This window comes from Methylobacterium indicum, assembly GCF_017347565.1.
GTDB classification, from domain to species: Bacteria; Pseudomonadota; Alphaproteobacteria; order Rhizobiales; family Beijerinckiaceae; genus Methylobacterium; species Methylobacterium indicum.
The window spans coordinates 5,478,336-5,504,081 of the sequence record NZ_AP024145.1 but is presented as its reverse complement, the minus strand read 5'-3'; the positions used below and the strand labels follow the sequence as shown (position 1 = coordinate 5,504,081).

Genomic DNA, 25,746 nt, shown 5'->3' with positions numbered 1-25,746 from the left:
AGGTTTGTGCATTATCTCGCCGGAGCGAGCGACCGTCCGGCGATGTCGCTGACGTCGGGGGAGAGGCCCGGTGCCTCCGCGACCCGGCGCAACGCCGCCTCGGCGTGCCGGCGGCGGCCGCCCTCGACCATACGCCAAGTATTGAAGGCGGTTAGCAGCCGCGCCGCGACTTGCGGGTTTTTTCCGTCGAGGGCCAGCACGACCTCCGCGGTCAGGTCGTAGCCGGCGCCGTCGGGCCGGTGGAACTGGCTCGGATTGTTCAGGCTGAAGCTCGCGATCAGGGAGCGGACCCGGTTCGGGTTGCCGAGCGAGAAGGCGGCGTGGTGCATCAGGCCGCGGACCCGCTCCAGGGTGCCGGCCTCCGGGATCATCGCCTGGAGGGCGAACCACTTGTCGAGCACCAGGGGCTCGCCGCGATAGGCCTCGCCGAAACGGGCGAGCGCAGTCTCCCGGGCCTCCCCCGGCACGAGGCTCAAGGTGGCCAGCGCCGCGAGGCGGTCGGTCATGGTCGCCGCCCCCGCGAGCTGCGCCACGGCCAGCGCGGTTCCGGCCTCAGGGTCGGCCGCCGTCACGAGGTCGAGGGCGGCGTTGCGCAGGGACCGGCGTCCGGCGCTGGCGGCATCGGGGCTGAAGGGCGCGCCCTCCGGCTCGGCCAGGGCCTCGCGCAAGGCGAGGAGCCGGGGGCCGAGGTCGCGGCCGAGCTGCACCCGCAGGGTCTGGCGGGCGCGCCAGATCGCGTCCGGGTCGATCTCGGCGCCGATCGCCTGGGCGATCTCCTGCTCGCCCGGCAGGGTCAGGACCAGGGCCGCGAAGGCGGGATCGGCAAGAGTCCCGCCAGCCGCGGCCTCGCCGTCGAGGAAGGTCGCCAGCGCAGCGGTGAGGCTCGCGCCGTCCGGCCCGGCCTCGCCAGCCAGGGGGGCATCCGCGCGGGCCCGCCCGACCAGCACCTCCATGGCGAGGCTCTGGGCCGCCTGCCAGCGGTTGAAGGCATCCCCGTCATGGGCGAGCAGGGTCAGGCGCTCGTCGCGGGTCAGCGCGTGCTCGACCTTCACGGGCGCCGAGAAGCCGCGAAACAGCGACGGCACCGGGGCCGCATCCAGCCCGCCGAAGACCAGGCTGTCCTCGGCCCGGTCGAGCACGAACACCCCGTCGCGCACCCGCTCGCTCGCCGCCTCGACCGGTCCCCCGCCCGGGGCGACGAGCCCGAGGACGACCGGGATCACCAGCGGCTGCGGCGCGGCCGGGGCGGCGGCCTCGGTGGCGACGACCGGCAGGCTCTGGCGGAAGGTCAGGGTGTAGGTCCGCGCCGCCGCGTCGTAGGTGCTCGACACCGCGACGGTCGGGGTGCCGGCCTGGGCGTACCAGCGGGAAAAGGCGGAGAGATCCCGCCCGCTCTCGGCCGCGAAGGCCGCGAGGAAGTCCTCCACCGTGGCGGCGGTGCCGTCGCAGACCGTAAAGTAGCGGTCCATGCCGGCCCGGAAGGTCTCGGGCCCGAGGAGCGTGCGCAGCATCCGGACGATCTCGGCGCCCTTCTCGTAGACCGTCGCGGTGTAGAAGTTGTTGATCTCGCGATAGGCCTGCGGCCGCACCGGATGGGCGAGGGGCCCGGCATCCTCCGGAAACTGGCGGGCGCGGAGCGTCCGCACCTCGGCGATGCGATGGACCGGGCGCGAGCGCTCGTCGGACGAGAATTCCTGATCGCGGAAGACCGTCAGACCTTCCTTGAGGCAGAGCTGGAACCAGTCGCGACAGGTCACCCGGTTGCCGGACCAGTTGTGGAAGTACTCGTGGGCGATGATCGCCTCGATGTTGGCGTAGTCCGCGTCGGTCGCGGTCTCGGGGCTCGCCAGCACGTACTTGTCGTTGAAGATGTTGAGGCCCTTGTTCTCCATCGCCCCCATGTTGAAGTCGGAGACCGCGACGACGTTGAAGACGTCGAGGTCGTAGGCGCGGCCGAAGGTGCGCTCGTCCCAGGCCATCGAGCGGGCCACCGCGTCGAGGGCGAAGTCGGCGCGGCCCTCCTTGCCGGGCTCGACATAGACCGCGATCTCGACGTCGCGGCCCTCCATGGTGGTGAAGCGCGAGCCGACGCGGCCGAGCCGGCCGCCGACGAGGGCGAACAGGTAGGCGGGCTTCGGGTGGGGGTCGTGCCAGATCGCGTAGTGGCGGCCCGGGCCCGCCTCGCCCTGCTCGACCGGGTTGCCGTTGCCGAGGAGCACCGGCGCCGCCTCCCGGCTGCCCTCGATCCGGGTGGTGAAGACCGCCATCACGTCCGGCCGGTCGAGGAAGTAGATGATGCGCCGGAAGCCGTCGGCCTCGCACTGGGTGCAGTAGACGCCGTTCGAGCGGTAGAGCCCCATCAGCTTGGTGTTGGTGCTCGGGTTCACCTGCGTCTCGATCTCGAGGACGAAGGGACGCTGCGGCGGCTGGTGCAGGGTGAGCGCCCGGGGCGTCACCGCGACCGCGCCGGGCCCGGTCGGCTGGCCGTCCAGTGCGATGGCAAGCAGGGCCAGCTCGTCGCCGTCGAGGACGAGCGGCGCGCCCGGCTCGCCGGCGGGGTTCGGCCGCAGCGCCAGCGTCGCGGTGATCCGGGTCTCGGTCGGATGCAGGCGCACGTCGAGGTCGACCCGGTCGATCAGGTAGTCGCTGGGGCGGTAGTCGGCGAGGCGGACGATCGTCTGCATGGCGGGTCTCGCGGGCGCTCGCGAACGGCGCGGGGTTCGGACGGGATCTGAGGAATCAGGCTTTGCACCGCCGCCGGCCCCAGCGCAACGCGGGATGCGCGGGGCTCCCCGCGGGGGCACCCGTGCCCTAGCTACGACGCCGAAACCGGACGGCCCCCGCGCATCCGGCCACGAGGACGAGAGAGCCCCATGGAATACCTGCACACGATGGTCCGCGTCGCCGATCTCGACCGGGCGCTGGACTTCTACTGCAACAAGTTCGGCCTGCAGGAGGTGCGCCGCACCGAGAGCGAGAAGGGCCGCTTCACCCTGGTGTTCCTGGCCGCCCCGGGCGATGCCGCGCGGGCGAAGGACACGAAGTCCCCGCTGCTGGAACTGACCTACAACTGGGACCCGGAGGAGTATACCGGCGGGCGCAACTTCGGTCACCTGGCCTACCAGGTCGACGACATCTACGCGACCTGCCAGAAGCTCCAGGATGCCGGCGTGACCATCAACCGCCCGCCGCGGGACGGCCACATGGCGTTCGTGCGCTCGCCGGACGGGATCTCGATCGAGATCCTGCAGAAGGGCGGCGCGAAGCCGCCGCAGGAGCCCTGGGCCTCGATGCAGAACACCGGCAGCTGGTGAGATAGGGCGGGCGGGCCGCCTTCGCGGCTCGCCCGCTCGCAGGTCCCGGGCTCAGGCCTCGGCGGTCGGCGTGATGCCGAGCTCGGCGAGCTTGGCGTGGATCGCCGTGACCGATCGCTTGAGCTTCAGGCTCATGACGGACGCCGGGATGCCCTCCCGCGCCATGGTCCGGAGCTGCTGCACGGTGTCGAGCGTCCAGCCCGCCTCGATGTTCTCGCTCATCAGGGTTGCCTCCGTGGCGGCGGCCGCGTGCGGCGGCCTTGATACGGGCAGGTAGGGAGTATCCCGAGCGCGGCAACCCGCGCGAGGAGCCGCGAGGGGCACGGCCGCCCCGACGCGGGCACGCGCGCGTCGCCTGTGCCTTGACGCCGGCGCGCCCGCGTCGCACATCGGCGCCGTCAGCCGGCCGGGCGGCCGCTCCGGTTCTGTCAGCGGGTTCGCCCGTGCGCGGGACCGGGGAGGAAAGTCCGGGCTCCATGAAGAGACGGTGCCGGATAACGTCCGGCGGGGGCGACCCCAGGGACAGTGCCACAGAGAGCAGACCACCGCACCGCGGGTCCTTCGGGATTCGCTGCGGCCAGGGTGAAAGGGTGCGGTAAGAGCGCACCGCGGACGCGGCAACGCGGACGGCACGGCAAACCCCACCGGGAGCAAAACCGAATAGGGGCGGCACGCGCGCTCGTCGCGCAGGGCTTCTTCAGGCCCGTCGCCCGGGTTGGTTGCTCGAGGCGGCCGGTAACGGTCGTCCCAGAGGAATGGCCGCCACGTCAGGGGGATCCTCGCGGATGCCCCGGGCCATACAGAACCCGGCTTACAGGCCGGCTGATACCCAATTTCTCGACAGTGATGCCTCCGGGCCGGCGCTCAGCCGCCGCCGCCCGGGACGCATTGCCGAGGTAGAGCCCGGTCGGCCTCCCGAACAGGCGACGACGCCTCGACTTTCCGTCGGCGCCCGCCGGCGTCACAAGCCTTCGTTAACCTTGCTGGTCTCTGATGGCACATGGACGGGTGCTGCCCGTCGCGTGTGCCCTCGCGTTGACGACCCCAGAGGCCCATGATACCCCGAGCCACCCCGTTCCCGGCGATTCCCGCACCGGCGACCATGCCCCGCCGAAGCGGGCCCGATGGTCGCGCGGCGATGTCGGGCGTGGACAGAGCGGCGCCCTGGCGCCGGACCCGGCCGGCCTCGGCCCGGCTCGTGCGGACAGCGGAGCACCATGGATCGTCACGCGTCAGAGCGCGCTCGCCGCGCGCGGTGTGTCGTCGTCTCGGGAGGCCGGCCGTGACCGACGCGCCCCACATTCCTGTTCTGCTCGATGAGGTCCTGGGCGCGCTTCGCCTCGGCGAAGCGCCGGCCCGGGTGATCGACGGCACCTTCGGGGCCGGCGGCTACACCAGGGCCATCCTGGCGGCCCATCCGGGCAACCAGGTGCTGGCCATCGACCGCGACCCGACCGCGATCGCCGCCGGCCAGGCCCTGGTGGAACGGGAGGCCGGTCGCCTCGTGCTGGTCCAGGGCCGCTTCGGCGACCTCGACGCGCTCGCGCGGGACCACGGTTTCGCGGACGCCGACGGTGTCGTCCTCGATATCGGCGTGTCGTCGATGCAGCTCGACCAGGCCGAGCGGGGCTTCTCGTTCCGGTTCGACGGTCCCCTCGACATGCGCATGGAGCGGGCCGGGGAGAGCGCGGCGGATCTCGTCAACGAGGCCTCGGAAGCCGCGCTCGCCGACGTGATCTACCATTACGGCGAGGAGCGCCGGGCCCGGGCGGTCGCCCGCGCCCTGATCGAGGCGCGCCGGCGCGGCCGCATCGAGACCACGGCCGCCTTGGCCGAGATCGTCGCCGGGGTCGTGCGGGCGGAGCCCGGCAGCGGCATCCACCCGGCGACGCGGACGTTCCAGGCCCTGCGCATCGCGGTCAACGACGAGCTCGGCGAGCTACAGCGGGCGCTCCATGCCGCGGAGCGCACCCTGCGCCCCGGCGGGCGCCTCGCGGTGGTGACCTTCCACTCGCTGGAGGACCGCATCGCCAAGCAATTCTTCTCGGCCCGCAGCGGCCGCGCGGTGGCGGCCTCGCGCCACCAGCCGATGGCGGCGCAGCCGGCACCCCGCAGCTTCACCCTCGCCACCAAGGGGCCGGTCGCCGCGGGCGAGGCCGAGTGCCGGGCCAATCCCCGCGCCCGCTCGGCCAAGCTCCGGGCCGGCGAGCGCACCGACGCAGCACCGCCGCCGCCCTTGAGCGCTCTGGAGGCCCTGGCCTCCCTGCCCGAGCCCCAGACCCGGGGAGGGCGCCGGTGATCCGCCTCCTGCACCTGGCGGCGATCGCCGGGCTCATCGCCTCGGCCATCTACGCCTACTCGATCAAGTACGACACGCTCTACCAGGCCGAGCAGGTCGCCAAGCTGAAGACGCGCCTGCGCAAGGAGCGCGACGCGATCGCGGTCCTGCGCGCCGAGTGGCAGCTCCTGACCCGGCCCGACCGGCTCCAGGGCGCCGTCGACAAGTACCTGACGCTGGAGCCGATCGGCACCGGCCATCTCGCGCGGCTCGCCGACCTGCCCGCCAAGGTCGATCGCGGCGACGAGATCGCCCGCAAGCTCGAGGCGCTCGGCCTCGGCGCCACCGCGACCCCGGCCGCCAAGGAACGCGCGCCCTCGACCACCGGGGCCACCGCGGCCCGGCCCGAGGAGCCCCGCACCACCGGCTCCACCTCCACCCGCACCCCGACCGCCAAGAGGTAGGCGCCGTGACCCAGGATCCGGACTTCCAGGCTCACGCTCCCCTCGAGACGGACGCCGCGCCCGAGGCCGGCACCGCGCAGCCCGTGGACGACGCCCCCCCGCCCGCGCCCCGGCGCAGCCTCGCCTCCATGCTGCGCGGCGGCGTGACGGCGATGTTCCGCCTGTCGGTGGAGCGCAGTTCCGCCCGCGTCGGCCTCGTCAGCCTCGTCTTCGGCGCGGTGTTCCTCACCCTGATGGGCCGGCTCGCCAGCTTCGCGCTGTTTCCCGACGATCCGGTCACCGCCTCGGCCCGCCGCGCCGAGGCCGGCGGCACGACTCAGATCCGGCCCGACATCATCGACCGCAACGGCGAGATCCTGGCCACGGACATCCGCACCGTCTCGGTCTTCGCCGAGCCGAAGAACATCTACGACAAGGACGAGGCGGTCGAGCTGCTCACCGCCGTGCTGCCGGAGATCAACGCCCGCGACCTGCGCGAGAAGCTCTCCTCGAAGAAGGGCTTCGTCTGGGTCAAGCGCGAGATCACCCCGCGCCAGCAGGTCGAGGTCCACCGCCTCGGCATCCCGGGCGTCGGCTTCCTGCCCGACCACAAGCGGGTCTACCCGAACGGCACCGCGGCCGCCCACATCCTCGGCGTGACCAACCTCGACAATGTCGGCATCGCCGGCATGGAGAAGTACATCGACCGCCAGGGTCTGCGCGACCTCACCAGCCTCGGCTTCGTCGAGAAATCGGCCGACATGGCGCCGGTCCAGCTCTCGATCGACCTGCGCGCCCAGCACGCGGTGCGCGACGAGCTGGCCTGGGGCATGGAGCATTACCGCGCCAAGGCGGCGGCCGGCGCGATCCTCGACGTGACCACCGGCGAGGTGATCGCGCTCGCCTCGCTCCCCGATTTCGATCCGAACGAGCCGAAGGACGCGCTCGACCCCGACCGGATCAACCGGATGAATGTCGGCGTCTACGAGATGGGCTCGACCTTCAAGGCGATGACGCTCGCCATGGCGCTCGATTCGGGCAAGTTCACCGTCAACTCGACCTTCGACACCCGCGGCGGCGTGCTGCACTGGGGCCGGCAGAAGATCCACGAGTATCACGGCACCAACCGGGTCATCACGATGCCGGAGGTGTTCACGCACTCGTCGAACATCGGCTCGGCCAAGATGGCGCTCGGCATCGGCGTGCCCGGCCACAAGGCCTTCCTGAAGAAGATGGGCCTGCTCGACCGGATGCGGACCGAATTGCCGGAGAGCGCCGAGCCGATCATCCCGCCGCGCTGGACCGAGATCAACACCATCACGATCGCGTTCGGCCACGGTCTCGCGGTGGCGCCGCTCCAGGCCTCGGCCGCGGTGGCGGCGATCGCCAATGGCGGCTTCCTGATGACGCCGACCTTCCTCAAGCGCACCGAATCGGAAGCGCGCGAGAAGGCGACGCAGGTGCTCTCGGCCCAGACCAGCGAGGCGATGCGCTACATCATGCGCCTCAACGCCACCGAGGGCTCGGCCAAGAAGGCGGCGATTCCGTACTACTACGTCGGCGGCAAGACCGGCACCGCCGAGAAGGTGATCCGCGGCCGCTACGTCAAGAACCGGCTGTTCACGACGTTCATGGCGGTCGCGCCGATGGACAAGCCGAAATACCTGTTCGTGACCATCATGGACGAGCCGCAGCCGGTGGCGGCGGAATCCGGCCCCTACGCCACTGCCGCCTACAATTCGGGCGTCGTGACCGGCCGGGTGATCGCCCGGGTCGCTCCGATCCTCGGACTGCCGCCGCAATTCGAGCCGCCGGTCAAGCCGTTCCCGCTGATGGTCAAGCTCGGCGCCTATCACGTCAACATGCTGGACGGAAAATGAGCCCCACCCTCGGCGACCTGTTCGCGGAGGCCGGTGCGGATGCCGGTCTTCCCGTCACCGGCCTGACCGCCGACAGCCGCAAGGTCGAGCCCGGCTTCGTCTTCCTGGCGGTGCCCGGCAACGCCGCGGACGGCCGCCTCTTCGCGGCGAAAGCCGCGGCGGCGGGTGCGGTCGCGATGGTCGCGCAGGGCGAGCGCCCGGCCGACCTGCCCGATTCGGTCGCCTATCTCTCGGTCCCCGATGCCCGGGTCGCGCTCGCCGCCGCCGCCACCCGGCTGCATCCGGGCCAGCCCGGCACGGTCGTCGCCGTCACCGGAACCAGCGGCAAGAGCTCGGTCGCGGATTTCGTGCGCCAGATCTACGGCCGCCTCGGCCGGCAGGCGGCGAGCCTCGGCACGCTCGGGGTGATCACCACTTCGGGCGCCGCCTACGGCTCGCTGACGACGCCCGACCCGATCACGCTGCACGGGACCCTCGATCGGCTCGCCCGCGACGGCGTGACGGAACTGGCGATGGAGGCCTCCTCGCACGGCATCGAGCAGAGCCGCCTCGACGGGGTGCGCCTGACGGCCGCCGGCTTCACCAATCTGGGCCACGACCACCTCGACTATCACGGTACGCCGGAGGCCTACCTGCAGGCCAAGCTCCGGCTGTTCACGACCCTGCTGCCGCAGGACGGCACGGCGGTCGTCAACGCCGACGGGCCGCAGAGCCAGGCGGTGATCGCGGCGGTTCGCGACCGCGGCCTGCGCCTCGTCACCACCGGCCGGGCCGGGGAGGGGGTCCGCCTCGTCTCCGCCCGCCAGGAGGATTTCGCCCAGCGCCTCGAGATCGCGGTCTCCGGGACCACCCACACGGTCGATCTGCCCCTCGTCGGGACGTTCCAGGTCGAGAACGCGCTTCTCGCCGCCGGCCTCGTGCTCGCGACTCCGGCCGGCGTCGGGCGCGAGTCCGAGGTCGTCGCGGCTCTCGGCCACCTCGCCGGGGTGTCCGGGCGGCTGGAGCGGGTCGCCACCGTGCGCGACGCGCTCTGCATCGTCGATTACGCCCACAAGCCCGACGCGCTCGCCAACGTCCTCGACGCCTTGCGCGCCTTCACCACCGGGCGCCTCGTCTGCATCGTCGGCTGCGGCGGCGACCGCGACCGCGCGAAGCGCCCGCTGATGGGCCGGATCGCCGCCGAGAAGGCCGATCGGGTCATCGTCACCGACGACAATCCCCGCAGCGAGGACCCCGCGACGATCCGCGCCGCGATCCTGGCGGCGGCGCCGGGCGCCGAGGAGATCGGCGACCGGGCCGAGGCCATCCGGTCGGCGGTACGCGACCTTCGTGCCGGCGACGTGCTGCTGGTAGCCGGCAAAGGTCATGAAACCGGCCAGATCATCGGCGACCGCAGATTGCCCTTCTCCGACCGCGACGCGGTCCTGAGCGCGATCGAGGAGACCCGCGCATGACCGAGCCTCTCTGGACCCTGGACGACGCCGCCGCCGCCATGGGCGGCCGGGTCGTCGCGGACGCCTCCGCGCCGCGGGACCTGTCCGGAATCTCGATCGACACCCGGACCCTGAAGGTCGGGGACCTGTTCTTCGCCATCCGGGGCGAGGCCCGCGACGGCCACGACTTCGTGCACGACGCGCTCGCCCGCGGCGCCGGCGCCGCCGTGGTGGCCGAGGAGCGGGTTGGCGATCTCACGGATGCCGGCCCGGTGATCGCCGTGCCGTCCCGGGGCGAGGACGGCGTGCTCGCCGCCATGCAGGGCCTGGCGGTCGCGGCGCGTGCCCGGACGGGCGCACGGGTGCTCGCCGTCACCGGCTCGGTCGGCAAGACCGGCACCAAGGAGGCCCTGCGCCACGTGCTCGCCGCGCAAGGCGCCACCCACGCCTCGGTCGCCTCTTACAACAACCACTGGGGCGTTCCCCTCACCTTGAGCCGGATGCCGGCATCGAGCGCCTTCGGGGTGTTCGAGGTCGGCATGAACCATGCCGGCGAGATCGCTCCCCTGACCCGGCTGGTGCGGCCCGAGATCGCGATCGTCACGACCGTCGAGCCGGTCCATATCGAGCATTTCCGCTCGCTGTCGGGCATCGCCGACGCCAAGGGCGAGATCTTCTCCGGCCTGGAGCCCGGCGGCGTCGCGATCATCAACCGCGACAACCCGAATTTCGAGCGGCTGAAGGCGCATGCGCTCGCCTCCCGGGCCGGCCGCATCGTGAGCTTCGGCGAGCATCGCGAGGCCGACGTGCGGGCCGAACGCATCGTGATGCGCCCCGACCTCTCGATCGTCGACGTGCGGGCGATGGGCCAGGCGGTCACCTACCAGCTCGGCACCCCGGGCCGGCACACGGCGCTGAACTCGCTCGCGGTCGTCGCCGCCGTGCAGGCGCTCGGCGCCGATCTGGCGCTCGCCGCCCTCTCGCTGGCGCAATTGCGCCCGCCGGCCGGCCGCGGCGCCCGCACGATGCTGCGCATCGGCGACGGCGAGGCGCTCCTCGTCGACGAGAGCTACAACGCCAATCCGGCCTCGATCCGGGCCGCCCTCAGCACGCTCGCCGGGGTCGAGACCGCGGGCCGCCGCATCGCGGTCCTGGGCGACATGATGGAACTCGGCACCGATGCGCCCGCCCTGCACCGCGACCTGGCGGCGGCGATCGAGGAGCACGGCATCGACCTCGTCCTCACCGCCGGCCCCCTGATGCAGGAGCTGTTCGAGGCGCTGCCGGCCTCCCGCCGCGCTGCCGCCCGGCCGAGCTCGGCCGAGCTCGTCGATCCGCTGCTCGACCTCCTGCGCCCCGGCGACGCCGTGGTGGTCAAGGGCTCGAACAGCACCCGCATGGGGCGGATTGTCGAGGCGCTCAAAGCCCGCTACGGCGGCGCCGACCAGGATCTCGCCGTCGGCCGGTCCGGCTGAGCGACCCTCGAAGGACTTCTGACGCGGCGGCGCGGGCCTCAGAACCCGGGGCTGCCGCTCGCCCACGATCGGATGAATCCGGGATGCTCTACCTCCTCTCCGACCTGAGCGGCGTGTTCTCGCCGCTCAATGTCTTCCGCTACATCACCTTCCGGACCGGCGGCGCGCTGTTCACGGCGGGCTTCTTCGTGTTCTGGTTCGGGCCCTGGATCATCTCGCTCCTGCGCCTGCGCCAGGGCAAGGGCCAGCCGATCCGCGAGGACGGCCCGCAATCGCACCTGCTGACGAAGCGCGGCACGCCGACCATGGGCGGGCTGATGATCCTGGCGGGCACGCTGGTGGCGGTGCTGCTCTGGGCCAACCCGCGCAACCACTACGTCTGGATCGTCATGATGGTGACGCTGGGCTTCGGCGCGATCGGCTTCTACGACGACTACCTCAAGGTCACGAAGCAGAGCCACAAGGGCTTTTCCGGCAAGTTCCGCCTCGGCCTCGAGGCGCTGATCGCGATCGCGGCCTGCGTGGCGGTGGCCGAGTACTCGGCGCCGGGCCTCGCCTACCGGCTCGCCTTCCCGGTCTTCAAGGACGCGATCATCAATCTCGGCCTGTTCTACGTCGCCTTCGCGGGCTTCGTGATCGTGGGCGCGGGCAACGCGGTCAACATCACCGACGGCCTCGACGGGCTGGCCATCGTGCCGGTGATGATCGCGGCGGCCACCTTCGGGATCATCGCCTACCTCGTCGGCAACGTGATCTACGCCTCCTACCTCCAGGTGAACTACGTCCCGGGCACCGGCGAGCTCGCGGTGATCTGCGGCGCGCTGATCGGGGCGGGCCTCGGCTTCCTGTGGTTCAACGCGCCGCCGGCCCAGATCTTCATGGGCGATACCGGCTCGCTGGCGCTCGGCGGCCTGCTCGGCACCGTCGCGGTGGCGACCAAGCACGAGATCGTGCTCGGCATCGTCGGCGGCCTGTTCGTGCTGGAAATCCTCTCGGTCATCATCCAGGTCGCGTCGTTCAAGCTCACCGGCAAGCGCGTCTTCCGCATGGCGCCGATCCACCACCACTTCGAGCAGAAGGGCTGGAAGGAGCCGCAGGTCGTGATCCGGTTCTGGATCATCGCCGTCGTCCTGGCGCTGCTCGGCCTCGCGACCCTGAAGCTGCGGTAAGGATTGCTTCTCGCCGCCACGCCCTTTCCCGGACGACCGAAGCGAAAAGGAGATCCGGGATCCGGCAGAGAACGGGCCGCGACGCGGCTCCGCAGGTTGCAACGGTGCAGACAGCGGTCGCTTCGCGAGTCCTTGCGCCGGGTCCCGGATCTCCGTCCGCTGACGCGACCGTCGTCCGGGACAGGAAGAGCGCCGGGATCGCCCGTACCGCACAGCTTGACGAAGCCGCGCTCGCCGTCCCACTAACCGCCTGAGAGACGCGCCGGGTCCCGGCCCGGCGCCGCCCCGGCGCGAAGGCCCGATCGCACGCATGACACCCTCCACCACCTTCGCCGGCCAGTCCGTCGCCCTGTTCGGTCTCGGCGGCTCGGGCCTCGCCACGGCGCTCAGCCTCACGGCCGGCGGCGCCCATGTCGTCGCCTGCGACGACAACCCGGCGCGGATGGAGGCGGCGCGCGAGCGGGGCATCGCGACCGGCGACCTGCGCCGGGCGGAGTGGGGCGGCTTTGCCGCCCTGGTGCTTGCGCCGGGCGTGCCCCTGACCCACCCGGTGCCGCACTGGACCGTTGACCTCGCCGAGGCGGCGGGCGTGCCGGTGATCGGCGACATCGAACTCTTCTGCCGCGAGCGCGCGGCGACGAGCCCGGACGCGCCCTTCGTCGCCATCACCGGCACCAACGGCAAGTCGACCACCACGGCGCTGATCGCCCACGTCCTCACGGCCGTGGGCCGCGACGTGCAGATGGGCGGCAATATCGGCACGGCGATCCTGTCGCTCGCGCCGCCCTCGCCCGACCGGGTCCACGTCATCGAGCTGTCCTCGTTCCAGATCGACCTGACGCCCTCGCTCGCCCCCACCATCGGCGTGCTCCTCAACCTCACGCCCGACCACCTCGACCGCCACGGCGACATGACGCGCTACGCCGCCATCAAGGAGCGGCTGGTGACCGGCGCCGCGCATGCCGTGGTCGGGGTCGACGACGAATACTGCCGGGCGATCGCCGGACGCCGGCAGGGTCCGATCACCCGCATCCATGTCGGCGAGGCGGGGGAGGGGCCGGGCATCCTCGCCCGCAACGGCATCGTGATCGACGGCCGCCGGGAGCCGGCGGAGCCGGTGGCGGATCTCGCCGGCATCGGGTCGCTGCGCGGCGCCCATAACTGGCAGAACGCCGCCATCGCCTACGTGGTGGCGCGCGAGCTCGGCGTGACGCCGGACGCCTTCGCGGCGGCCCTCGCGAGCTTTCCGGGCCTGCCGCACCGGATGGAGGAGGTCGGGCGCCGCGGCTCCGTCCTGTTCATCAACGACTCGAAGGCCACCAATGCCGATTCGACCGAGAAGGCGCTCTCGGCCTTCCAGCGCGTCCACTGGATCCTCGGCGGCAAGCCGAAGGAGGGCGGGATCGCGAGCCTCGCGCCGTACTTCCCCCGCATCGCCCACGCCTACCTGATCGGCGCGGCGAGCGACGACTTCGCCGCGACCCTCGACGGGCACGTGCCGTTCAGCCGCTGCGGCACGCTGTCCGCCGCGGTCGTCGAGGCCGCCGCCGCGGCCGAGGCGGACGCGTCGGGCGAGCCGGTGGTGCTGCTCTCGCCGGCCTGCGCCTCCTACGACCAGTTCCGCAGCTTCGAGGATCGCGGCGACCAGTTCCGCGATCTCGTCCGGGCCCTGCCGGGCCTGCGCCCCCCCGGCGCCTGAGAGGCCCGGATGCCGGGATCGCCCCGTGGCCGAGCGCCGGCCTCGGGCCCCCTGTGCCGGGGGCGCCGTTCCCAGGGCGGGCAAATCGGCGTATGGGGCTTGCCGCCGGACGGGCCTCGCGCGGGCCCGGCGCGCGCCCGGGCGGTGCTTCCCCGCCCTCGTGCCGGCCCCTCCATGCGCTGCCAGCCGGTGCCATGCTGCCTCCCCATCATCTCCTGCCCGCCGAGCCCCCGACCTCCGCGACCGGGCACGTCCCGCACCGGCCCGGCCCACGCAAGATCATCAGCTGGAACCTGCTGCGACGGACCGGCGCGACGGTCGATGCCCTCGAGGCGCTGATCGCGCAGGAGAAGCCGGACCTGCTGCTGATGCAGGAGGCGACCGTCGACATCACCGAGCTGCAGGCCCGGGTCGGGGGGCACTATGCCTGGGCCCCGCTGCCGAAGCGCATCCACGGCCTCGCGATGTGGAGCCCGACCCCGTGGCTGAACCCGCCGCGGGTGATCACGCTGCCGTCGGGCGCGCTGATCGACCGGGTCTGCCAGATCCTCGATCTCGGGTCGTTCGGGGTCGCCAACGTCCACCTGTCGCACGGGCAGGTGCTCAACCGGCGCCAGCTGCGCCGCATCGCCCAGAATCTGCCGGTGCGCGCCGCGGTGCTCGGCGACTACAATATCGTCGGGCCGGCGCTGCTGCCGGGGTTCCAGGACGTCGGACCGCGCCATCCGACCCACGCCATGGTCGATCTCGTGCCCCTGCGCCTCGACCGCTGCCTGGTGCGCGGGCTCACCTGCCGGGGCCAGGCGGTGCTGCCGCGGGGTGCCTCGGATCACCGGCCGATCGTGGTCCATCTCGAACCCGGCAACCCGCAGGGGCGGCGGGAGCCGCTGCGCGACCGGATCGCGGCGTTCCGCGACCGGGCCGAGGATTTTCGCAAGCGGGTGCCGCTCAAAGATATGGCAGCAGCAATCGGACGGCGGCGTCGCGCAGGCGCACGGCCATCCCGCGAGAGTTGAGGTCGTCGGCGGTGAGCCGCGCCTCCATCTTGGCCTGCATCAGCCGGTTGAGATCGGCGGCGAAGGCGGGGTCGTAGACCTCGACGTTGAGTTCGAAGTTCAGCCGGAAGCTGCGGCTGTCCCAGTTGGCGCTGCCGACGAAGCACCAGGCATCGTCCACCACCATCAGCTTCGAGTGGTCGAAGGGCGGCCGGTCGAGCCAGATCCGCACGCCGGCCTCGAGCAGCGGCCCGACATGGGCGCGGGTCGCCCAGTCGACCACCCGGTGGTTGCTCGCCTGCGGAATGATGACGTCGACGATCACGCCCCGCATCGCCGCGAGGCCGAGCGCCGTCAGCAGCATCTCGCTCGGCAGGAAGTAGGGGGTGGCGAAGCGCACCGAGTGACGGGCGGTGGCGAGCGCCTCCAGCACCACGAACTCGATCTTCTCGATGTCCGCATCCGGCCCCGAGATGACGACGCGGGCGAGCGAGGCGCCGGCCGGGGGGATCTGCGGAAACCAGGCCGGCCCCTCCAGGTCCTCGCCCTTCACGAAGGCCCAGTCGCGCCAGAACGCCTGGGCGAGCTGGCCGACCACCGGTCCGTCGATGCGGAAATGGCTGTCGCGCACCGGATCGGGCGGGTCCTTCGCCATGACGTTCTCGTCGGCGATGTTGACCCCGCCGACGAAGCCGACCCGGCCGTCGATCAGAAGAAGCTTCTTGTGGGTGCGCAGGTTGAGGAACGGCATCCGCCAGGGCAGCGCCGAATGCATGAACAGGCCGGCCGGGATGCCGAGAGACCGCAGGCGCCGGTACATCGCCGGGAAGAAGTAGCCGCTGCCGATGCCGTCGATCAGGACGCAGACCGCGACGCCCCGGGCTTTGGCGGCGGCCAGCGCCGCCGCGAAGGCCCGGCCGCTGTCGTCGTCGCGCATGATGTAGCTCGACAGGGCGACGCTGGTCTCGGCCTCGGCGATCGCCAGGAGCATCGCCGGGTAGGCCTCGTCGCCGTGACGGTAGCGCCGGATGCCGTTGCCGGCGACCAGCGGCAGGCCGCTGATGCGCTCGACCGCCCGCCGCAAGGGGGCGAACGCCTCCGGCACCTCGGCCACCGGCGCTGGCGGGGCGCCGGGCCGCGGTCCGGGCAGCACCGGCAGGCGGCGGGCGCGGCGGCTCACCCGGTTGATCCCGAACATCACGTAGAGGAGGCTGCCGAGCGCCGGAGAGAGCCAGCCGAGCCCGATCCAGCCGATCGCCGCGCCGACCTCGCGCTTGTTCATCAGCACGTGGACCGTGACGATGACCGCCAGCGCCAGGCCGAGGGGCGCCAGCACCTCCGACTGGATCGACGCCGGGATACCGAGCCAGCGGTAGATCTCGTGTTCCACGCGGGTCTCCTGCCGGCACGCTGCCTTGACCTTCGGGATCAGCGGGGCCGTCCGAGGAAATATCCGGGAACGGACAAAGCGCGGGATCCCCTCTCCCACATGGGAGAGGGGGGAACCCGCGCCTCATCCCGTCACCGATCTGCCCTACCCGATACGGGACGGCGAACCGGGAATCTACACGAGCGCTCCGACCGTCCACCGCAGCCATAAAAAATCCCCCGCCCCGGGGAGGGGCGAGGGATGACGCGTCACACCGTCATGCCGACGATCAGGCGCTCAAAGCTTCCTTGGCCCGCTCGGCGCGCTTGCGGTCGTTCGGGTCGAGGACGGCCTTGCGCAGGCGGATCGACTTCGGGGTCACCTCGACCAGTTCGTCGTCCTGGATCCAGGCGAGCGAACGCTCGAGGGTCATGCGGATCGGCGGGGTCAGGCGCACCGCCTCGTCCTTCGAGGTGGTGCGGATGTTGGTGAGCTTCTTGCCCTTGAGCACGTTCACCTCGAGGTCGTTCTCGCGGTTGTGCTCGCCGATGATCATGCCCTGGTAGACCTTCCAGCCCGGCTCGATCATCATCGGGCCGCGATCCTCGAGGTTCCACAGGGCGTAGGCCACGGCCTCGCCCTGGTCGTTGGACATCAGCACGCCGTTGCGGCGGCCGGCGATCTCGCCCTTGTAGGGCTCGTAGGCCTTGAACAGCCGGTTCATGATCGCGGTGCCGCGGGTGTCGGTCATCAGCTCGCCCTGGTAGCCGATCAGGCCGCGGGTCGGAGCGTGGAACACCAGGCGCAGGCGGTTGCCGCCGGACGGGCGCATCTCGATCATGTCGGCCTTGCGCTCCGACATCTTCTGCACGACGACGCCGGAATACTCCTCGTCGACGTCGATCACGACCTCCTCGATCGGCTCCATGATCTCGCCGGCCTCGTCCTTCTCGAAGACGACGCGGGGACGCGACACGGCGATCTCGAAGCCCTCGCGGCGCATCGTCTCGATCAGGATCGCGAGCTGAAGCTCGCCGCGGCCCGAGACGTAGAACGAGTCCTTGTCGGCGGCTTCCTCGATCTTGAGCGTGACGTTGCCCTCGGCCTCCTTGAACAGGCGGTCGCGGATCATGCGGCTCGTGACCTTGTCGCCCTCGGTGCCGGCGAGCGGCGAATCGTTCACGATGAACGACATCGTCACGGTCGGCGGGTCGATCGGCTGGGCCTGGATCGGGGTCTCGACCTGCGGGTCGCAGAAGGTGTCGGCGACGGTGCCCTTCACGAGGCCCGCGATCGACACGATGTCGCCCGCCTCGCCGACCTCGATCGGCTGGCGCTCCAGGCCGCGGAATGCCAGGATCTTCGAGACGCGGCCGGTCTCCACGACCTTGCCCTCGCGGTCGAGAACCTTGATCGCCTGGTTCGGCTTCACGGTGCCCGAGGCGATGCGGCCGGTGATGATGCGGCCGAGGAACGGGTTGGCCTCGAGCAGCGTGCCGAGCATCCGGAACGGGCCGTCCTCGGTCTTGGCCTGGGGCACGTGCTCGAGCACGAGGTCGAAGAGCGGCGCCAGGCCGTCCTCCTGCGAGCCCTCGGGCGAGGTCGCCATCCAGCCGTTGCGGCCCGACCCGTACAGGATCGGGAAGTCGAGCTGCTCGTCGGTGGCGTCGAGCGCCGCGAACAGGTCGAACACCTCGTTCACCACCTCGGTGATGCGGGCGTCCGGACGGTCGACCTTGTTGACCGCCACGATCGGGCGCAGGCCGATCTTGAGCGCCTTCGAGACCACGAACTTGGTCTGCGGCATCGGGCCCTCGGCGGCGTCGACGAGCACGATCACGCCGTCGACCATCGAGAGGATGCGCTCGACCTCGCCGCCGAAATCGGCGTGGCCGGGGGTGTCGACGATGTTGATCCGGGTGTCCTTCCAGACCACCGAGGTGGCCTTGGCCAGGATGGTGATGCCGCGCTCCTTCTCGAGGTCGTTCGAGTCCATCGCGCGCTCCTCGACCCGCTGGTTCTCGCGGAACGAGCCGGATTGCTGGAGCAGCTTGTCGACCAGGGTCGTCTTGCCGTGGTCGACGTGGGCGATGATGGCGATATTGCGCAGCTTCATGGGATATCCGAAGCAAACAAAGCCCGGCACGCCGCGGGCCGCCAGGATGGCAGCCGGACGCATCGAGCCGGGGGAAAACTATTGCGTCGCAATATAAGGTGTGGCGTCACTTCGCAAGAGGGCGCGTGACAGGGGGTGTGACGCGCTCCCCTGGCTCGTCGCCTCACTCCGCCGCGGCGGAGAGCGGGTCCGGCTCCGCGCCGGCGGCCTGCCGCTCGATCAGCACCGCCCGGCGCTCGGCGATGGCCCGCCTCGCCTGATCGAGGCCGAGGGTGAAGGCCGCCACCCCGGCATTGTCGATGGCGCCCGTCCCCGCCCGGGCGAGCGCCGCGGCCAGGATCTCGTCGGCCTGGCGCTCGAGGTCGGCGAGCTCCAGTTCGTCCTCGACGTCGCGGCAGGCGCGCACGATGGCGAGCAGCTGGCGCAGGAGCGCCATGTCCCGCGCCCGCGACTTGTTGGCGGCCCGCGACACCAGGGTGGCGGCGGCCGAGCCGAGGATCGAGACGCACATCACCAGGAGGTAGAACCAGTCGCCGTAGCGCTCGAAGAAGCTCTCGACCTCGCCCTCGTAATAGGCCTGCGCGCCGGGATGGACGGGCAGCGACGCGCTCTTCGAGGTGTCGGGCGCCTCGATCTGGTTGGCGAGCGGCACCTCGACCGCGAGCGCGGGCCGGTTGACGAACAGGAGCCGCGTCAGCTCCGACACCACCGAATCGGCGATCCGCGCCTGGGCCACCAGCCGGTGGCTGACCCCGACGGTGGTGATGGTCTCGGCCGGGCGCGGCGGCGTGCCGCCGAAGGTGCCGCGGGCGATCTCGACGCTCTCGAGCGCCGGCCAGCGCCGCGCCAGCACCGCCGCGTCGCCGATCGGGACGAAGGCCGGGGTGCCGCCCGTCCGCGCGATGCTCGCCAGGACGTCGCCGGCGGTGCGACCGACGAGGGGGCTCACCGTCAGGACGGCGTCGACCTTGCCCTCCCGCAGGGCCTCGCCGGCCTCCCGGCCGTCGCCCAGCGGAATCGTCGTCACGGAATCCGCCGGCACGTCGTAATGCGCGAGCAGGCTCTCGAGCAGCCGGACGTTGGCGGCGGGGTTGCGCACGATCCCGATCCGCTTGCCCCGCAGGTCGGGCACGGCGGCGAGGGACGGATCGGTCGCCAGCAGGAGGGCCGCGTCGCGGTGGAGGATCGCGACGGTCTGGGTGCTCGCCGGGATGCCGACGTCCGAGCGCACCACCGCGAGGTCGGCCCGGCCGATCTCGGCCATTCGCGCGCTCTCGGCGACGCCGCTCGTCGGAACGAGCCGCAGGCGCACCTCCTCGTGGGTGCGGGCGAAGGATTGGGCTACGGCCGCCATCAGGCGGGCATCCTCGCTGCCCGCCGGCCCGACAGCGACCCGCAACGTCGTGGGCTGCCCGAGCCACTGATAGGCGAGCAGCCCCGTCGCCACCAGGGCGAGGAGAGCCGCGAGGACGAGGGGGAGGTGGCGCCGCATGGTCGGGTGACCTTGGGACCGCGCGACCGCTTCGGCAATTCGGCCGATTGGCGCGGGGCCGGCGCCGGCCCCGGGGGCCTACAATCCGGCGATGCGATCGATGGCGAATTTCGCGTTGGCGACGATCCGGTCGCGATGCTCGGCCGGGAGCTTGGCCTCGGTCAGGAGCCGGATGCAGGCCTGCAGGGTCTCGACGGGGCGCCCCGTCCACGAGGTGGCGACGGCGAATTCGTCGATCAGCGCCCAGTCGTAGATCCAGGCCTCGACGGCCCGGCCGGCGGCGGGCCGGGCGATCGCGACGCCCCGCGCAGCGAAGGCGTAGGCGTCGTCGTAGCGTCCGTGGAGGCGCGCGTGGCGCGCCCCGCCATGCAGCGCCTCGGCCCGCGACGCGGACACGTCGGCCGCCCGCGCGAACGCCGCCAGCACCGCGTCCGGCGCGTCGCCGAGCGCGGCCTTCAGGCGCGCCGCGCCGTAGAGGGCGAGGTAGACCTCCTCCCGGTCGGGCCCGCCGAACGCGCCGCGCGCGTCGTAGCGGTCGTGCGCCTGGCGCAGATCGCCGGCCGCCTCCAGGATCTGCCCGAGTTCGTAGCCGCAGGCCGGGTCGCGGATGTCCCGGGCACTCGCCAGGCGGGCGGACCGGAACGCGCCCCGGTCGTGCCGGGTCGCGAGGGTGGGCCCGAGCGCGTTGTAGATGCTGTGGTTGTCCACGGCCCCGGACTGGGCGAAGCGCTCCAGCGCGGCCATTCCCGAGAAGGTCGAGCGGGAGGTCCCGACGAAGAACTCCGACGCGAGGGCGATCTCGAAATCCATCAGCGAGAGATCGAGAAGCGTCGCGTCGTCCGGCCGGAGGTCCGGCAGCAGATCGGATTTCCAGACCGCCTCGATATCGTGGCGCTCGCGCAGCGACCGGCGGATCTCGTCCTTTCCCTCGACGAGGGCCGCCTCGTCGCAGACGACGTAGATCGTCGATCCGGCCGCGGGATGGGTCGCCCGGAACTTGCGGGCGATGCTCTCGGCGGTGTGCCGGTTGTCCTCGTTGTCGCCGGCATCGGGATCGACGCGGCTCTGCACGTGAAAATCCCAGTCGCGCTCGATGCGCATCTGGATCACGTGGGTGATGCTCCTTCGACCGAAGGCGATGTCCCGCAGACGCGACACGTCGGGCGAGGTCCGGGCCCTCGGTACCAGGGCGCGGAAGAACCGGGCGACGAGGCTGTCGCCGTCGAGCGTCCCGGATGCGGCCGCGCCGGCGATGTGGCGTTCGCCGGCGTGGAAGTAATCCCAGCCGCCTTCATCGCCCGCGGGCGGTCTGTCGAGGATGGCCACGCCGACCGATTCCGCGAAGTCCCGCAGGCGCGCGACGTCGAACGCCGTCGCGATCGGCACGCGCTTGTGGACGAAGGTGATCTGATCGAAGATCACGATGTCCGGCAGGACGACGCGGCGCGGTCCTTCGGTGACGGCCGCGAGGAAGAGACCGAGGAGGGCGATCTTCTGGTTGTTGATCCCACCCCTGTTGTAGGAATAGCCGAGCGCCTGATCGGGGATGGCGAAGTCCAGAATCACGAACCGTGCCTCTTGGTGAATCCCGGTCCGTCGATAGACCTTCGACACGGTGGACCGCGACCCGAGCGCCGGTCGCACCGGCGCGATCGACGGCCGGCCGGGCGCGCCGATCATCCACGATGCATCGCGGGCTGCCAACCCCGTCGCCGAGGTCTGTGCCTCGCGGGCCCCGGAGGCCGGGATTTGCTCGAGAAGATCCAGCCGCCGTCGGGACTGTCGTTACGGTTCGGCATCCCCGCCGCGGGCGGCGCTTGGCGAGAGACGGGGCGGCTCACCGGTAGGTGGCTTCCATAGGGCAGGTCCAGCCGCCCGATTCCGCGCCCGGCGCGGCGGCCCGCGTCGGGTGTGTTGCCGTTACAGGGCCACCCGCAGGCCCAGCGCGACCACCGCCACGATCGCCGCCCCCAGGGCGGGGCCGAGGGTCGCGATCACCAGGGCGCCCGGGTGGTAGCCCGGGGCCGCGAGGTAGCGCTGATGCGCGTTCTTCTCCTGCCGGAGCAGCGGCGCGGCACCGCGCGCCGCCGCTCCGGGCGTCCAACCCTGTCGCATGATGCCGTCCCCGCCCGCTTGAGCCGGCCCGTGATCGGGCGGCGCGAGACCTGTTGTGTGGGACCCATGAGGCGCCGGACGGCGTGAAGAGGTGGTGAATCCGATCCCTCGGATTCTCCCTTGTCGTGAATCGGGGGTTAGCGCGCCTTGATCGGGTCGAGGCCGGTCTCGGCCACGGTGCCGGCATGCTCCGGGGCCGAGAGCCAGGCGATCAGGGCGCGGGCCGCCTCCGGATGCCGGGCGCCCTTGGGAATGCCGGCGGAGAAGACCGTGACCTTCTGGACCTCCGGCGGGATCGGCCCGACGATGGTGATGCCCTTGACCGGCTTCAGCTCGGCGACCTGCTGGAAGCCGAACTCCGCGTCGCCACGGGCGACGACGTTGCCGACGCGCTCGGCGACGATCATCCGGCTCTTCGGCGCCAGTTCCTTCTCGAGGCCGAGCTTCCCGTACATCTCCTTCTCGATGTAGACGCCGCTGGCGCTGTCCGAGTAGGCGATCGAGGTGGCGCCGAGCAGAGCCGTCTTGAAGGCGTCGAGGGTCGCGATGTCCGGGACCTTGGCGCCGGCCTTCACCGCCAGCGCGATGCGGGAATCGGCGAGCGCGACCTTGCTGCCCGGCTCGATCCTGCCCTCCTTGTCGAGGGCGTCGAGGGCGTAGCCGACCATGATCACCACGTCGGCCGGCTCGCCGCGGGCAAGCCGCACCGGGATCGCCTCCGGTGCCGTGCCCATCGACGGACCGTAGGCGGTCGCGACTTTGTCGCCGGTCTTCGTCTCGAAGCCCGGTACCAGGGCCTGGTAGGCGGCGGTGAAGCCGCCGGAGATCATCACCCGCACCTCCGCGGCCTGGGCCGGGCCGGCGAGCGCGAGTCCCGCCAGCCCGAGGGCGGCGAGGAGGGGGAGGGCGTGCCGCCGGCTCCGCCGGGCGTTCGCGCGTGATGTCGTGTCGCTCATGGTTCCTCCCGACGGTGACCGTGCCGGCCCCTCCTCCGTCGATAAGCCGTGGACGGCGCCCCCGCCACCGATTCCGCCGGATTAGATTTCTCTGTCAAACGTGCGGCGGATGGCGCTAGAGAGAGCGAAGTCGAAGGCAAGCCCGACATCGGGAGGAAATCAGCATGGCAGGTCCGGTCCACGGTCCGCAGGGGTCCAAGGTCGCCACGGTGTTGCGCGTCACGAGCGGCAACTTCCTGGAGATGTTCGACTTCTTCCTGTTCGGCATCTACGCGAGCCACATCTCGAAGGCCTTCTTCCCGGCCGAGAACGAGTTCGCCTCGCTGATGTTCACCTTCATGGCTTTCGGCGCCGGCTTCCTGATGCGGCCGCTCGGCGCCATCTTCCTCGGCGCCTATGTCGACCGGATCGGCCGGCGCCAGGGCCTCATCGTGACGCTCGGCATCATGGCCGCCGGCACGGTGCTGATCGCCTTCGTACCGTCCTACCAGACCATCGGCCTCGCGGCGCCGTTCCTGGTGCTGATCGGCCGCCTGCTCCAGGGGTTTTCCGCCGGCGTCGAGCTCGGCGGCGTGTCGGTCTACCTCGCCGAGATGGCGACGCCCGGCCGCAAGGGCTTCTACGTCTCCTGGCAGTCGGGCAGCCAGCAGGTCGCCGTGATGGTGGCGGCGCTGATCGGCTTCGCCTTGAGCCGCGCGCTGATGCCGGCCCAGATGTCCGAGTGGGGCTGGCGCATCCCGTTCTTCATCGGCTGCATGATCGTGCCGTTCCTGTTCTACATCCGGCGCTCGCTGGAGGAGACCCAGGAGTTCCTGCACCGCAAGCACCGCCCGTCGCTGCCCGAGGTCTTCACGTCTCTCGGCCAGAACTGGAAGATCGTGCTGCTCGGCATGCTGCTGGTGGTGATGACCACGGTGTCGTTCTACACCATCACGGTCTACACCCCGACCTTCGGCAAGAGCGTGCTCAAGCTGTCCGAGACCGACAGCCTGATCGTCACCTTCCTCACCGCCCTGTCGAACCTGTTCTGGCTGCCGGTGATGGGCGCCCTGTCCGACAAGATCGGCCGCAAGCCGATCCTGCTGGCCTTCTCGGCGCTGACCCTGCTCACCGCCTACCCGGCCTTGGCCTGGCTCACCTCGAACATCTCGTTCACCAACATGCTGATCACGCTCCTGTGGCTGTCCTTCCTGTATGGCAGCTACAACGGCGCGATGGTGGTGGCGCTGACCGAGATCGTCCCGGCCAACGTCCGCACCACGGGCTTCTCGCTCGCCTATTCGCTCGCCACCGCGATCTTCGGCGGCTTCACCCCGGTCGTCTCGACCTGGCTGATCCAGGCGCTCGACAACAAGGCGGCGCCGGGCCTGTGGATGGCCTTCGCGGGGGCCTGCGGGTTGATCGCCACCCTGCTGATCTACCGCCGCCGCGAGGGCGCGGCCGACGCGCTGCCGGGCTCCGTCCGCCCGATGGCGGGCGAGTAGCCCGCGCCGGGCTGCAAGCCCGCGTCAGGCCAGCAGCCCGTCGAGGGAACGGATCACCCGGACCGGCGCGAGGTCCGGGTATTCGTCCGGTTGGCCGGTTCGATTGACCCAGACCGGGGCGAAGCCGTAGGCCGCCGCCCCGGCGATGTCCCAGCGGTTCGAGGACAGGAAGACGATCCGCTCCCGCGCGACGCCGAAGCGCGCCGGCGCCAGGTCGTAGGCCCGGGGCGCCGTCTTGAAGGTGCCGGCCGGATCGACCGACAGGACCGCGTCGAGCCGCCCCTCCAGCCCCGCCGCGTTCACCGCCGCATCGAGCATCGCGGTGTCGCCGTTCGACAGGATCGCAGTCCCGAGCCCCGCCCGGCGCAGGGCGTCGAGGGTGGCGGGCACCTCGGCATAGGCGTCGAGCGAGCGATAGGCCTCGAGCAGGCCGCTCCGGAGGCCCCGATCCACGTCTGGGTGCTTGGCGAGGGCGAAGTCGAGGGCCCGCTCGGTCAGCGTCCAGAACGGCGCGTAGCGCCCGCACAGCGACAGCACCCACGAATATTCGAGCTGCTTCTGCCGCCAGGTTTCCGACAGGGCCTGCGCCTGCGGGCCGATCGCGGCGGCGTGGCGCTGCACGGCGGAATGGACGTCGAGGAGCGTGCCGTAGGCGTCGAAGACGACGGCGTCGGCGCGGTCGAGCGGGGCGGGGAGGGACATGGCGGGCACTCTCACGGAACGATCGTGAACCCGCGGCGGCGGTGGCGGGTTGCGACCGTGAGGCACGGCGAGGCGGATGGAGGCCGGATTCCGCACCCGTCCCGGAAACCACCCGGCGTCCCGGCGCTTCATAGGGATCGGACACCCCGCCCAGTTCCCAGGGACCTTCCCATGCCGCATCTCCTCGTCATCGGCGCCAGCCAGGGCATCGGCCTCGAGACGGCCAAGGCGGCGCTCGCGGCAGGGCACCGGGTGCGGGCCTTCGCACGCTCGGCGGCGACGATCGCGCTGTCCGATCCCAACCTCGAACGCTTCCCCGGGGACGCCCTATCCTCCGCCGACGTGACGGCGGCGCTCCAGGGCGTCGACGCCGTGGTGCAGGCCCTCGGGGTGCCCGCCCGCGACCTGCTCGGGCCGGTGCGCCTGTTCTCGGACGCGACGAACGTGCTGGTCCCGGCGATGGAGAAGGCGGGTGTGCGCCGGCTCGTGGCGGTGACGGGTTTTGGCGCCGGCGACAGCCGGGCGGCGATCGGTCCGCTGCAGCGCCTGCCGTTCCGCCTCGTCTTCGGGCGCGCCTACGACGACAAGGACGCCCAGGAGATCCGCATCCGCCAGAGCGGCCTGGACTGGACCCTGGTGCGCCCCGGCGTGCTGACCGGCGGCGCCGCGACCGGGCGCTACCAGGTGCTCGACCGGCCGTCCTCGTGGAAGAACGGGCTGATTTCCCGGGCCGACGTGGCGCGGTTCATCGTCGGGGAGATCGCCGGGAACGCTCATGTCGGCCGTCCCGTCGTCCTGATCAGCCACGCCCTGCCGCTGTGACGCC

Annotated in this window: 20 protein-coding genes and 1 other RNA gene; 12 read left to right on the top strand and 9 right to left on the bottom strand. The window is 71.5% G+C overall.

The genetic code is table 11. The features are described from left to right. Positions 1-11: 11 nt before the first annotated feature. Positions 12-2,684 carry an aminopeptidase N gene (gene pepN, locus miv_RS25555; RefSeq protein WP_207179631.1) on the bottom strand — a complete coding sequence of 891 codons (2,673 nt, stop codon included), beginning with the start codon at positions 2,682-2,684 and terminating at the stop codon, positions 12-14. 189 nt (positions 2,685-2,873) lie between these two features. Here pepN and gloA point away from each other — a divergent pair, with 189 nt between their 5' ends. Further along, positions 2,874-3,314: a lactoylglutathione lyase gene (gene gloA / locus miv_RS25550; RefSeq protein WP_048428292.1), complete on the top strand. Its 441-nt coding sequence runs from the start codon at positions 2,874-2,876 to the stop codon at positions 3,312-3,314. Positions 3,315-3,365: 51 nt separating this feature from the next. Here the strand turns inward: gloA and miv_RS25545 are convergent, their stop codons facing one another. Then, positions 3,366-3,536, bottom strand: a complete 171-nt coding sequence (locus miv_RS25545) for a hypothetical protein (protein WP_158004045.1) — start codon at positions 3,534-3,536, stop codon at positions 3,366-3,368. 176 nt (positions 3,537-3,712) lie between these two features. Between miv_RS25545 and rnpB the strand changes: the two genes are divergently transcribed. From rnpB to miv_RS25500, 9 genes are all read left to right on the top strand, one after another. Continuing rightward, positions 3,713-4,144: RNase P RNA component class A (gene rnpB, locus miv_RS25540), an RNA gene on the top strand. Between the two features lie 452 nt (positions 4,145-4,596). After that, positions 4,597-5,613, top strand: coding sequence for a 16S rRNA (cytosine(1402)-N(4))-methyltransferase RsmH (gene rsmH, locus miv_RS25535; protein ID WP_207179630.1), 1,017 nt, complete (start codon positions 4,597-4,599; stop codon positions 5,611-5,613). After that, the gene (gene ftsL / locus miv_RS25530; protein ID WP_048428290.1) at positions 5,610-6,056 is read left to right on the top strand and encodes a cell division protein FtsL; all 447 of its coding nucleotides are present in this window, start codon (positions 5,610-5,612) and stop codon (positions 6,054-6,056) included. Before rsmH ends, ftsL begins: the two co-directional genes overlap by 4 nt. Positions 6,057-6,184: 128 nt before the next feature. Next, positions 6,185-7,915: a peptidoglycan D,D-transpeptidase FtsI family protein gene (locus tag miv_RS25525; protein ID WP_089504182.1), complete on the top strand. Its 1,731-nt coding sequence runs from the start codon at positions 6,185-6,187 to the stop codon at positions 7,913-7,915. Next, complete coding sequence (locus miv_RS25520) at positions 7,912-9,369, top strand: UDP-N-acetylmuramoyl-L-alanyl-D-glutamate--2,6-diaminopimelate ligase (RefSeq protein WP_207179628.1); 1,458 nt, start codon at positions 7,912-7,914, stop codon at positions 9,367-9,369. The genes miv_RS25525 and miv_RS25520 overlap by 4 nt, the downstream gene beginning before the upstream one ends. Continuing rightward, a complete protein-coding gene (locus miv_RS25515; protein ID WP_058619136.1) occupies positions 9,366-10,823 on the top strand; it encodes a UDP-N-acetylmuramoylalanyl-D-glutamyl-2,6-diaminopimelate--D-alanyl-D-alanine ligase in 1,458 nt (485 codons plus the stop codon). Before miv_RS25520 ends, miv_RS25515 begins: the two co-directional genes overlap by 4 nt. Before the next feature lie 83 nt (positions 10,824-10,906). Beyond that, positions 10,907-11,992: a phospho-N-acetylmuramoyl-pentapeptide-transferase gene (gene mraY / locus miv_RS25510; protein WP_048428286.1), complete on the top strand. Its 1,086-nt coding sequence runs from the start codon at positions 10,907-10,909 to the stop codon at positions 11,990-11,992. Between the two features lie 310 nt (positions 11,993-12,302). Then, positions 12,303-13,691, top strand: coding sequence for a UDP-N-acetylmuramoyl-L-alanine--D-glutamate ligase (gene murD / locus miv_RS25505; protein ID WP_207179625.1), 1,389 nt, complete (start codon positions 12,303-12,305; stop codon positions 13,689-13,691). 194 nt (positions 13,692-13,885) lie between these two features. Continuing rightward, entirely contained in the window at positions 13,886-14,707 is an 822-nt protein-coding gene (locus miv_RS25500; protein WP_207179624.1) for an endonuclease/exonuclease/phosphatase family protein, read from the top strand. On the opposite strand, the gene miv_RS25495 is transcribed toward miv_RS25500, so the two are convergent. The 6 genes from miv_RS25495 to miv_RS25470 form a co-directional block, all read right to left on the bottom strand. Continuing rightward, positions 14,640-16,076 carry a phospholipase D-like domain-containing protein gene (locus miv_RS25495; RefSeq protein ID WP_207179623.1) on the bottom strand — a complete coding sequence of 479 codons (1,437 nt, stop codon included), beginning with the start codon at positions 16,074-16,076 and terminating at the stop codon, positions 14,640-14,642. The two genes, miv_RS25500 and miv_RS25495, sit on opposite strands and share 68 nt — an antisense overlap. A 268-nt stretch (positions 16,077-16,344) precedes the next feature. Then, on the bottom strand, positions 16,345-18,171 hold the full coding sequence (gene typA, locus miv_RS25490; RefSeq protein ID WP_048428283.1) for a translational GTPase TypA: 1,827 nt from the start codon (positions 18,169-18,171) through the stop codon (positions 16,345-16,347). A 163-nt stretch (positions 18,172-18,334) separates the two neighbouring features. Continuing rightward, positions 18,335-19,663 (bottom strand): TAXI family TRAP transporter solute-binding subunit, encoded by a 1,329-nt coding sequence (locus miv_RS25485; RefSeq protein ID WP_058619140.1) that lies wholly within the window; start codon positions 19,661-19,663, stop codon positions 18,335-18,337. 78 nt (positions 19,664-19,741) lie between these two features. Then, complete coding sequence (locus tag miv_RS25480) at positions 19,742-21,229, bottom strand: O-fucosyltransferase family protein (RefSeq protein WP_207179622.1); 1,488 nt, start codon at positions 21,227-21,229, stop codon at positions 19,742-19,744. Positions 21,230-21,583: 354 nt separating this feature from the next. Then, positions 21,584-21,778 carry a hypothetical protein gene (locus miv_RS25475; protein WP_048428281.1) on the bottom strand — a complete coding sequence of 65 codons (195 nt, stop codon included), beginning with the start codon at positions 21,776-21,778 and terminating at the stop codon, positions 21,584-21,586. Positions 21,779-21,915: 137 nt separating this feature from the next. Next, positions 21,916-22,734 carry a substrate-binding domain-containing protein gene (locus tag miv_RS25470; RefSeq protein ID WP_207179621.1) on the bottom strand — a complete coding sequence of 273 codons (819 nt, stop codon included), beginning with the start codon at positions 22,732-22,734 and terminating at the stop codon, positions 21,916-21,918. 164 nt (positions 22,735-22,898) lie between these two features. Here miv_RS25470 and tcuC point away from each other — a divergent pair, with 164 nt between their 5' ends. Beyond that, a complete protein-coding gene (gene tcuC, locus miv_RS25465) occupies positions 22,899-24,218 on the top strand; it encodes an MFS transporter (RefSeq protein WP_048428279.1) in 1,320 nt (439 codons plus the stop codon). Positions 24,219-24,242: 24 nt separating this feature from the next. Here tcuC and miv_RS25460 read toward each other — a convergent pair whose 3' ends face one another. Then, positions 24,243-24,920 carry a haloacid dehalogenase type II gene (locus miv_RS25460; protein ID WP_207179620.1) on the bottom strand — a complete coding sequence of 226 codons (678 nt, stop codon included), beginning with the start codon at positions 24,918-24,920 and terminating at the stop codon, positions 24,243-24,245. Positions 24,921-25,091: 171 nt separating this feature from the next. On the opposite strand from miv_RS25460, the gene miv_RS25455 reads away from it, so the two are divergent. Beyond that, the gene (locus tag miv_RS25455; RefSeq protein WP_048428277.1) at positions 25,092-25,742 is read left to right on the top strand and encodes an NAD(P)-dependent oxidoreductase; all 651 of its coding nucleotides are present in this window, start codon (positions 25,092-25,094) and stop codon (positions 25,740-25,742) included. Positions 25,743-25,746: the final 4 nt, after the last annotated feature.

Excerpts from the sequence above, each read along its gene's own strand:
- miv_RS25525 (WP_089504182.1), top strand. The coding sequence starts at position 6,185 with ATGCTGCGCGGCGGCGTGACGGCGATGTTCCGCCTGTCGGTGGAGCGC.
- miv_RS25520 (WP_207179628.1), top strand. The coding sequence starts at position 7,912 with ATGAGCCCCACCCTCGGCGACCTGTTCGCGGAGGCCGGTGCGGATGCC.
- mraY (WP_048428286.1), top strand. The coding sequence starts at position 10,907 with ATGCTCTACCTCCTCTCCGACCTGAGCGGCGTGTTCTCGCCGCTCAAT.
- tcuC (WP_048428279.1), top strand. The coding sequence starts at position 22,899 with ATGGCAGGTCCGGTCCACGGTCCGCAGGGGTCCAAGGTCGCCACGGTG.
- miv_RS25500 (WP_207179624.1), top strand. The coding sequence starts at position 13,886 with ATGCTGCCTCCCCATCATCTCCTGCCCGCCGAGCCCCCGACCTCCGCG.
- miv_RS25485 (WP_058619140.1), bottom strand. The coding sequence starts at position 19,663 with ATGCGGCGCCACCTCCCCCTCGTCCTCGCGGCTCTCCTCGCCCTGGTG.
- typA (WP_048428283.1), bottom strand. The coding sequence starts at position 18,171 with ATGAAGCTGCGCAATATCGCCATCATCGCCCACGTCGACCACGGCAAG.
- miv_RS25475 (WP_048428281.1), bottom strand. The coding sequence starts at position 21,778 with ATGCGACAGGGTTGGACGCCCGGAGCGGCGGCGCGCGGTGCCGCGCCG.
- murD (WP_207179625.1), top strand. The coding sequence starts at position 12,303 with ATGACACCCTCCACCACCTTCGCCGGCCAGTCCGTCGCCCTGTTCGGT.
- miv_RS25545 (WP_158004045.1), bottom strand. The coding sequence starts at position 3,536 with ATGAGCGAGAACATCGAGGCGGGCTGGACGCTCGACACCGTGCAGCAG.
- miv_RS25470 (WP_207179621.1), bottom strand. The coding sequence starts at position 22,734 with ATGAGCGACACGACATCACGCGCGAACGCCCGGCGGAGCCGGCGGCAC.
- pepN (WP_207179631.1), bottom strand. The coding sequence starts at position 2,684 with ATGCAGACGATCGTCCGCCTCGCCGACTACCGCCCCAGCGACTACCTG.
- gloA (WP_048428292.1), top strand. The coding sequence starts at position 2,874 with ATGGAATACCTGCACACGATGGTCCGCGTCGCCGATCTCGACCGGGCG.
- miv_RS25460 (WP_207179620.1), bottom strand. The coding sequence starts at position 24,920 with ATGTCCCTCCCCGCCCCGCTCGACCGCGCCGACGCCGTCGTCTTCGAC.
- miv_RS25455 (WP_048428277.1), top strand. The coding sequence starts at position 25,092 with ATGCCGCATCTCCTCGTCATCGGCGCCAGCCAGGGCATCGGCCTCGAG.
- miv_RS25515 (WP_058619136.1), top strand. The coding sequence starts at position 9,366 with ATGACCGAGCCTCTCTGGACCCTGGACGACGCCGCCGCCGCCATGGGC.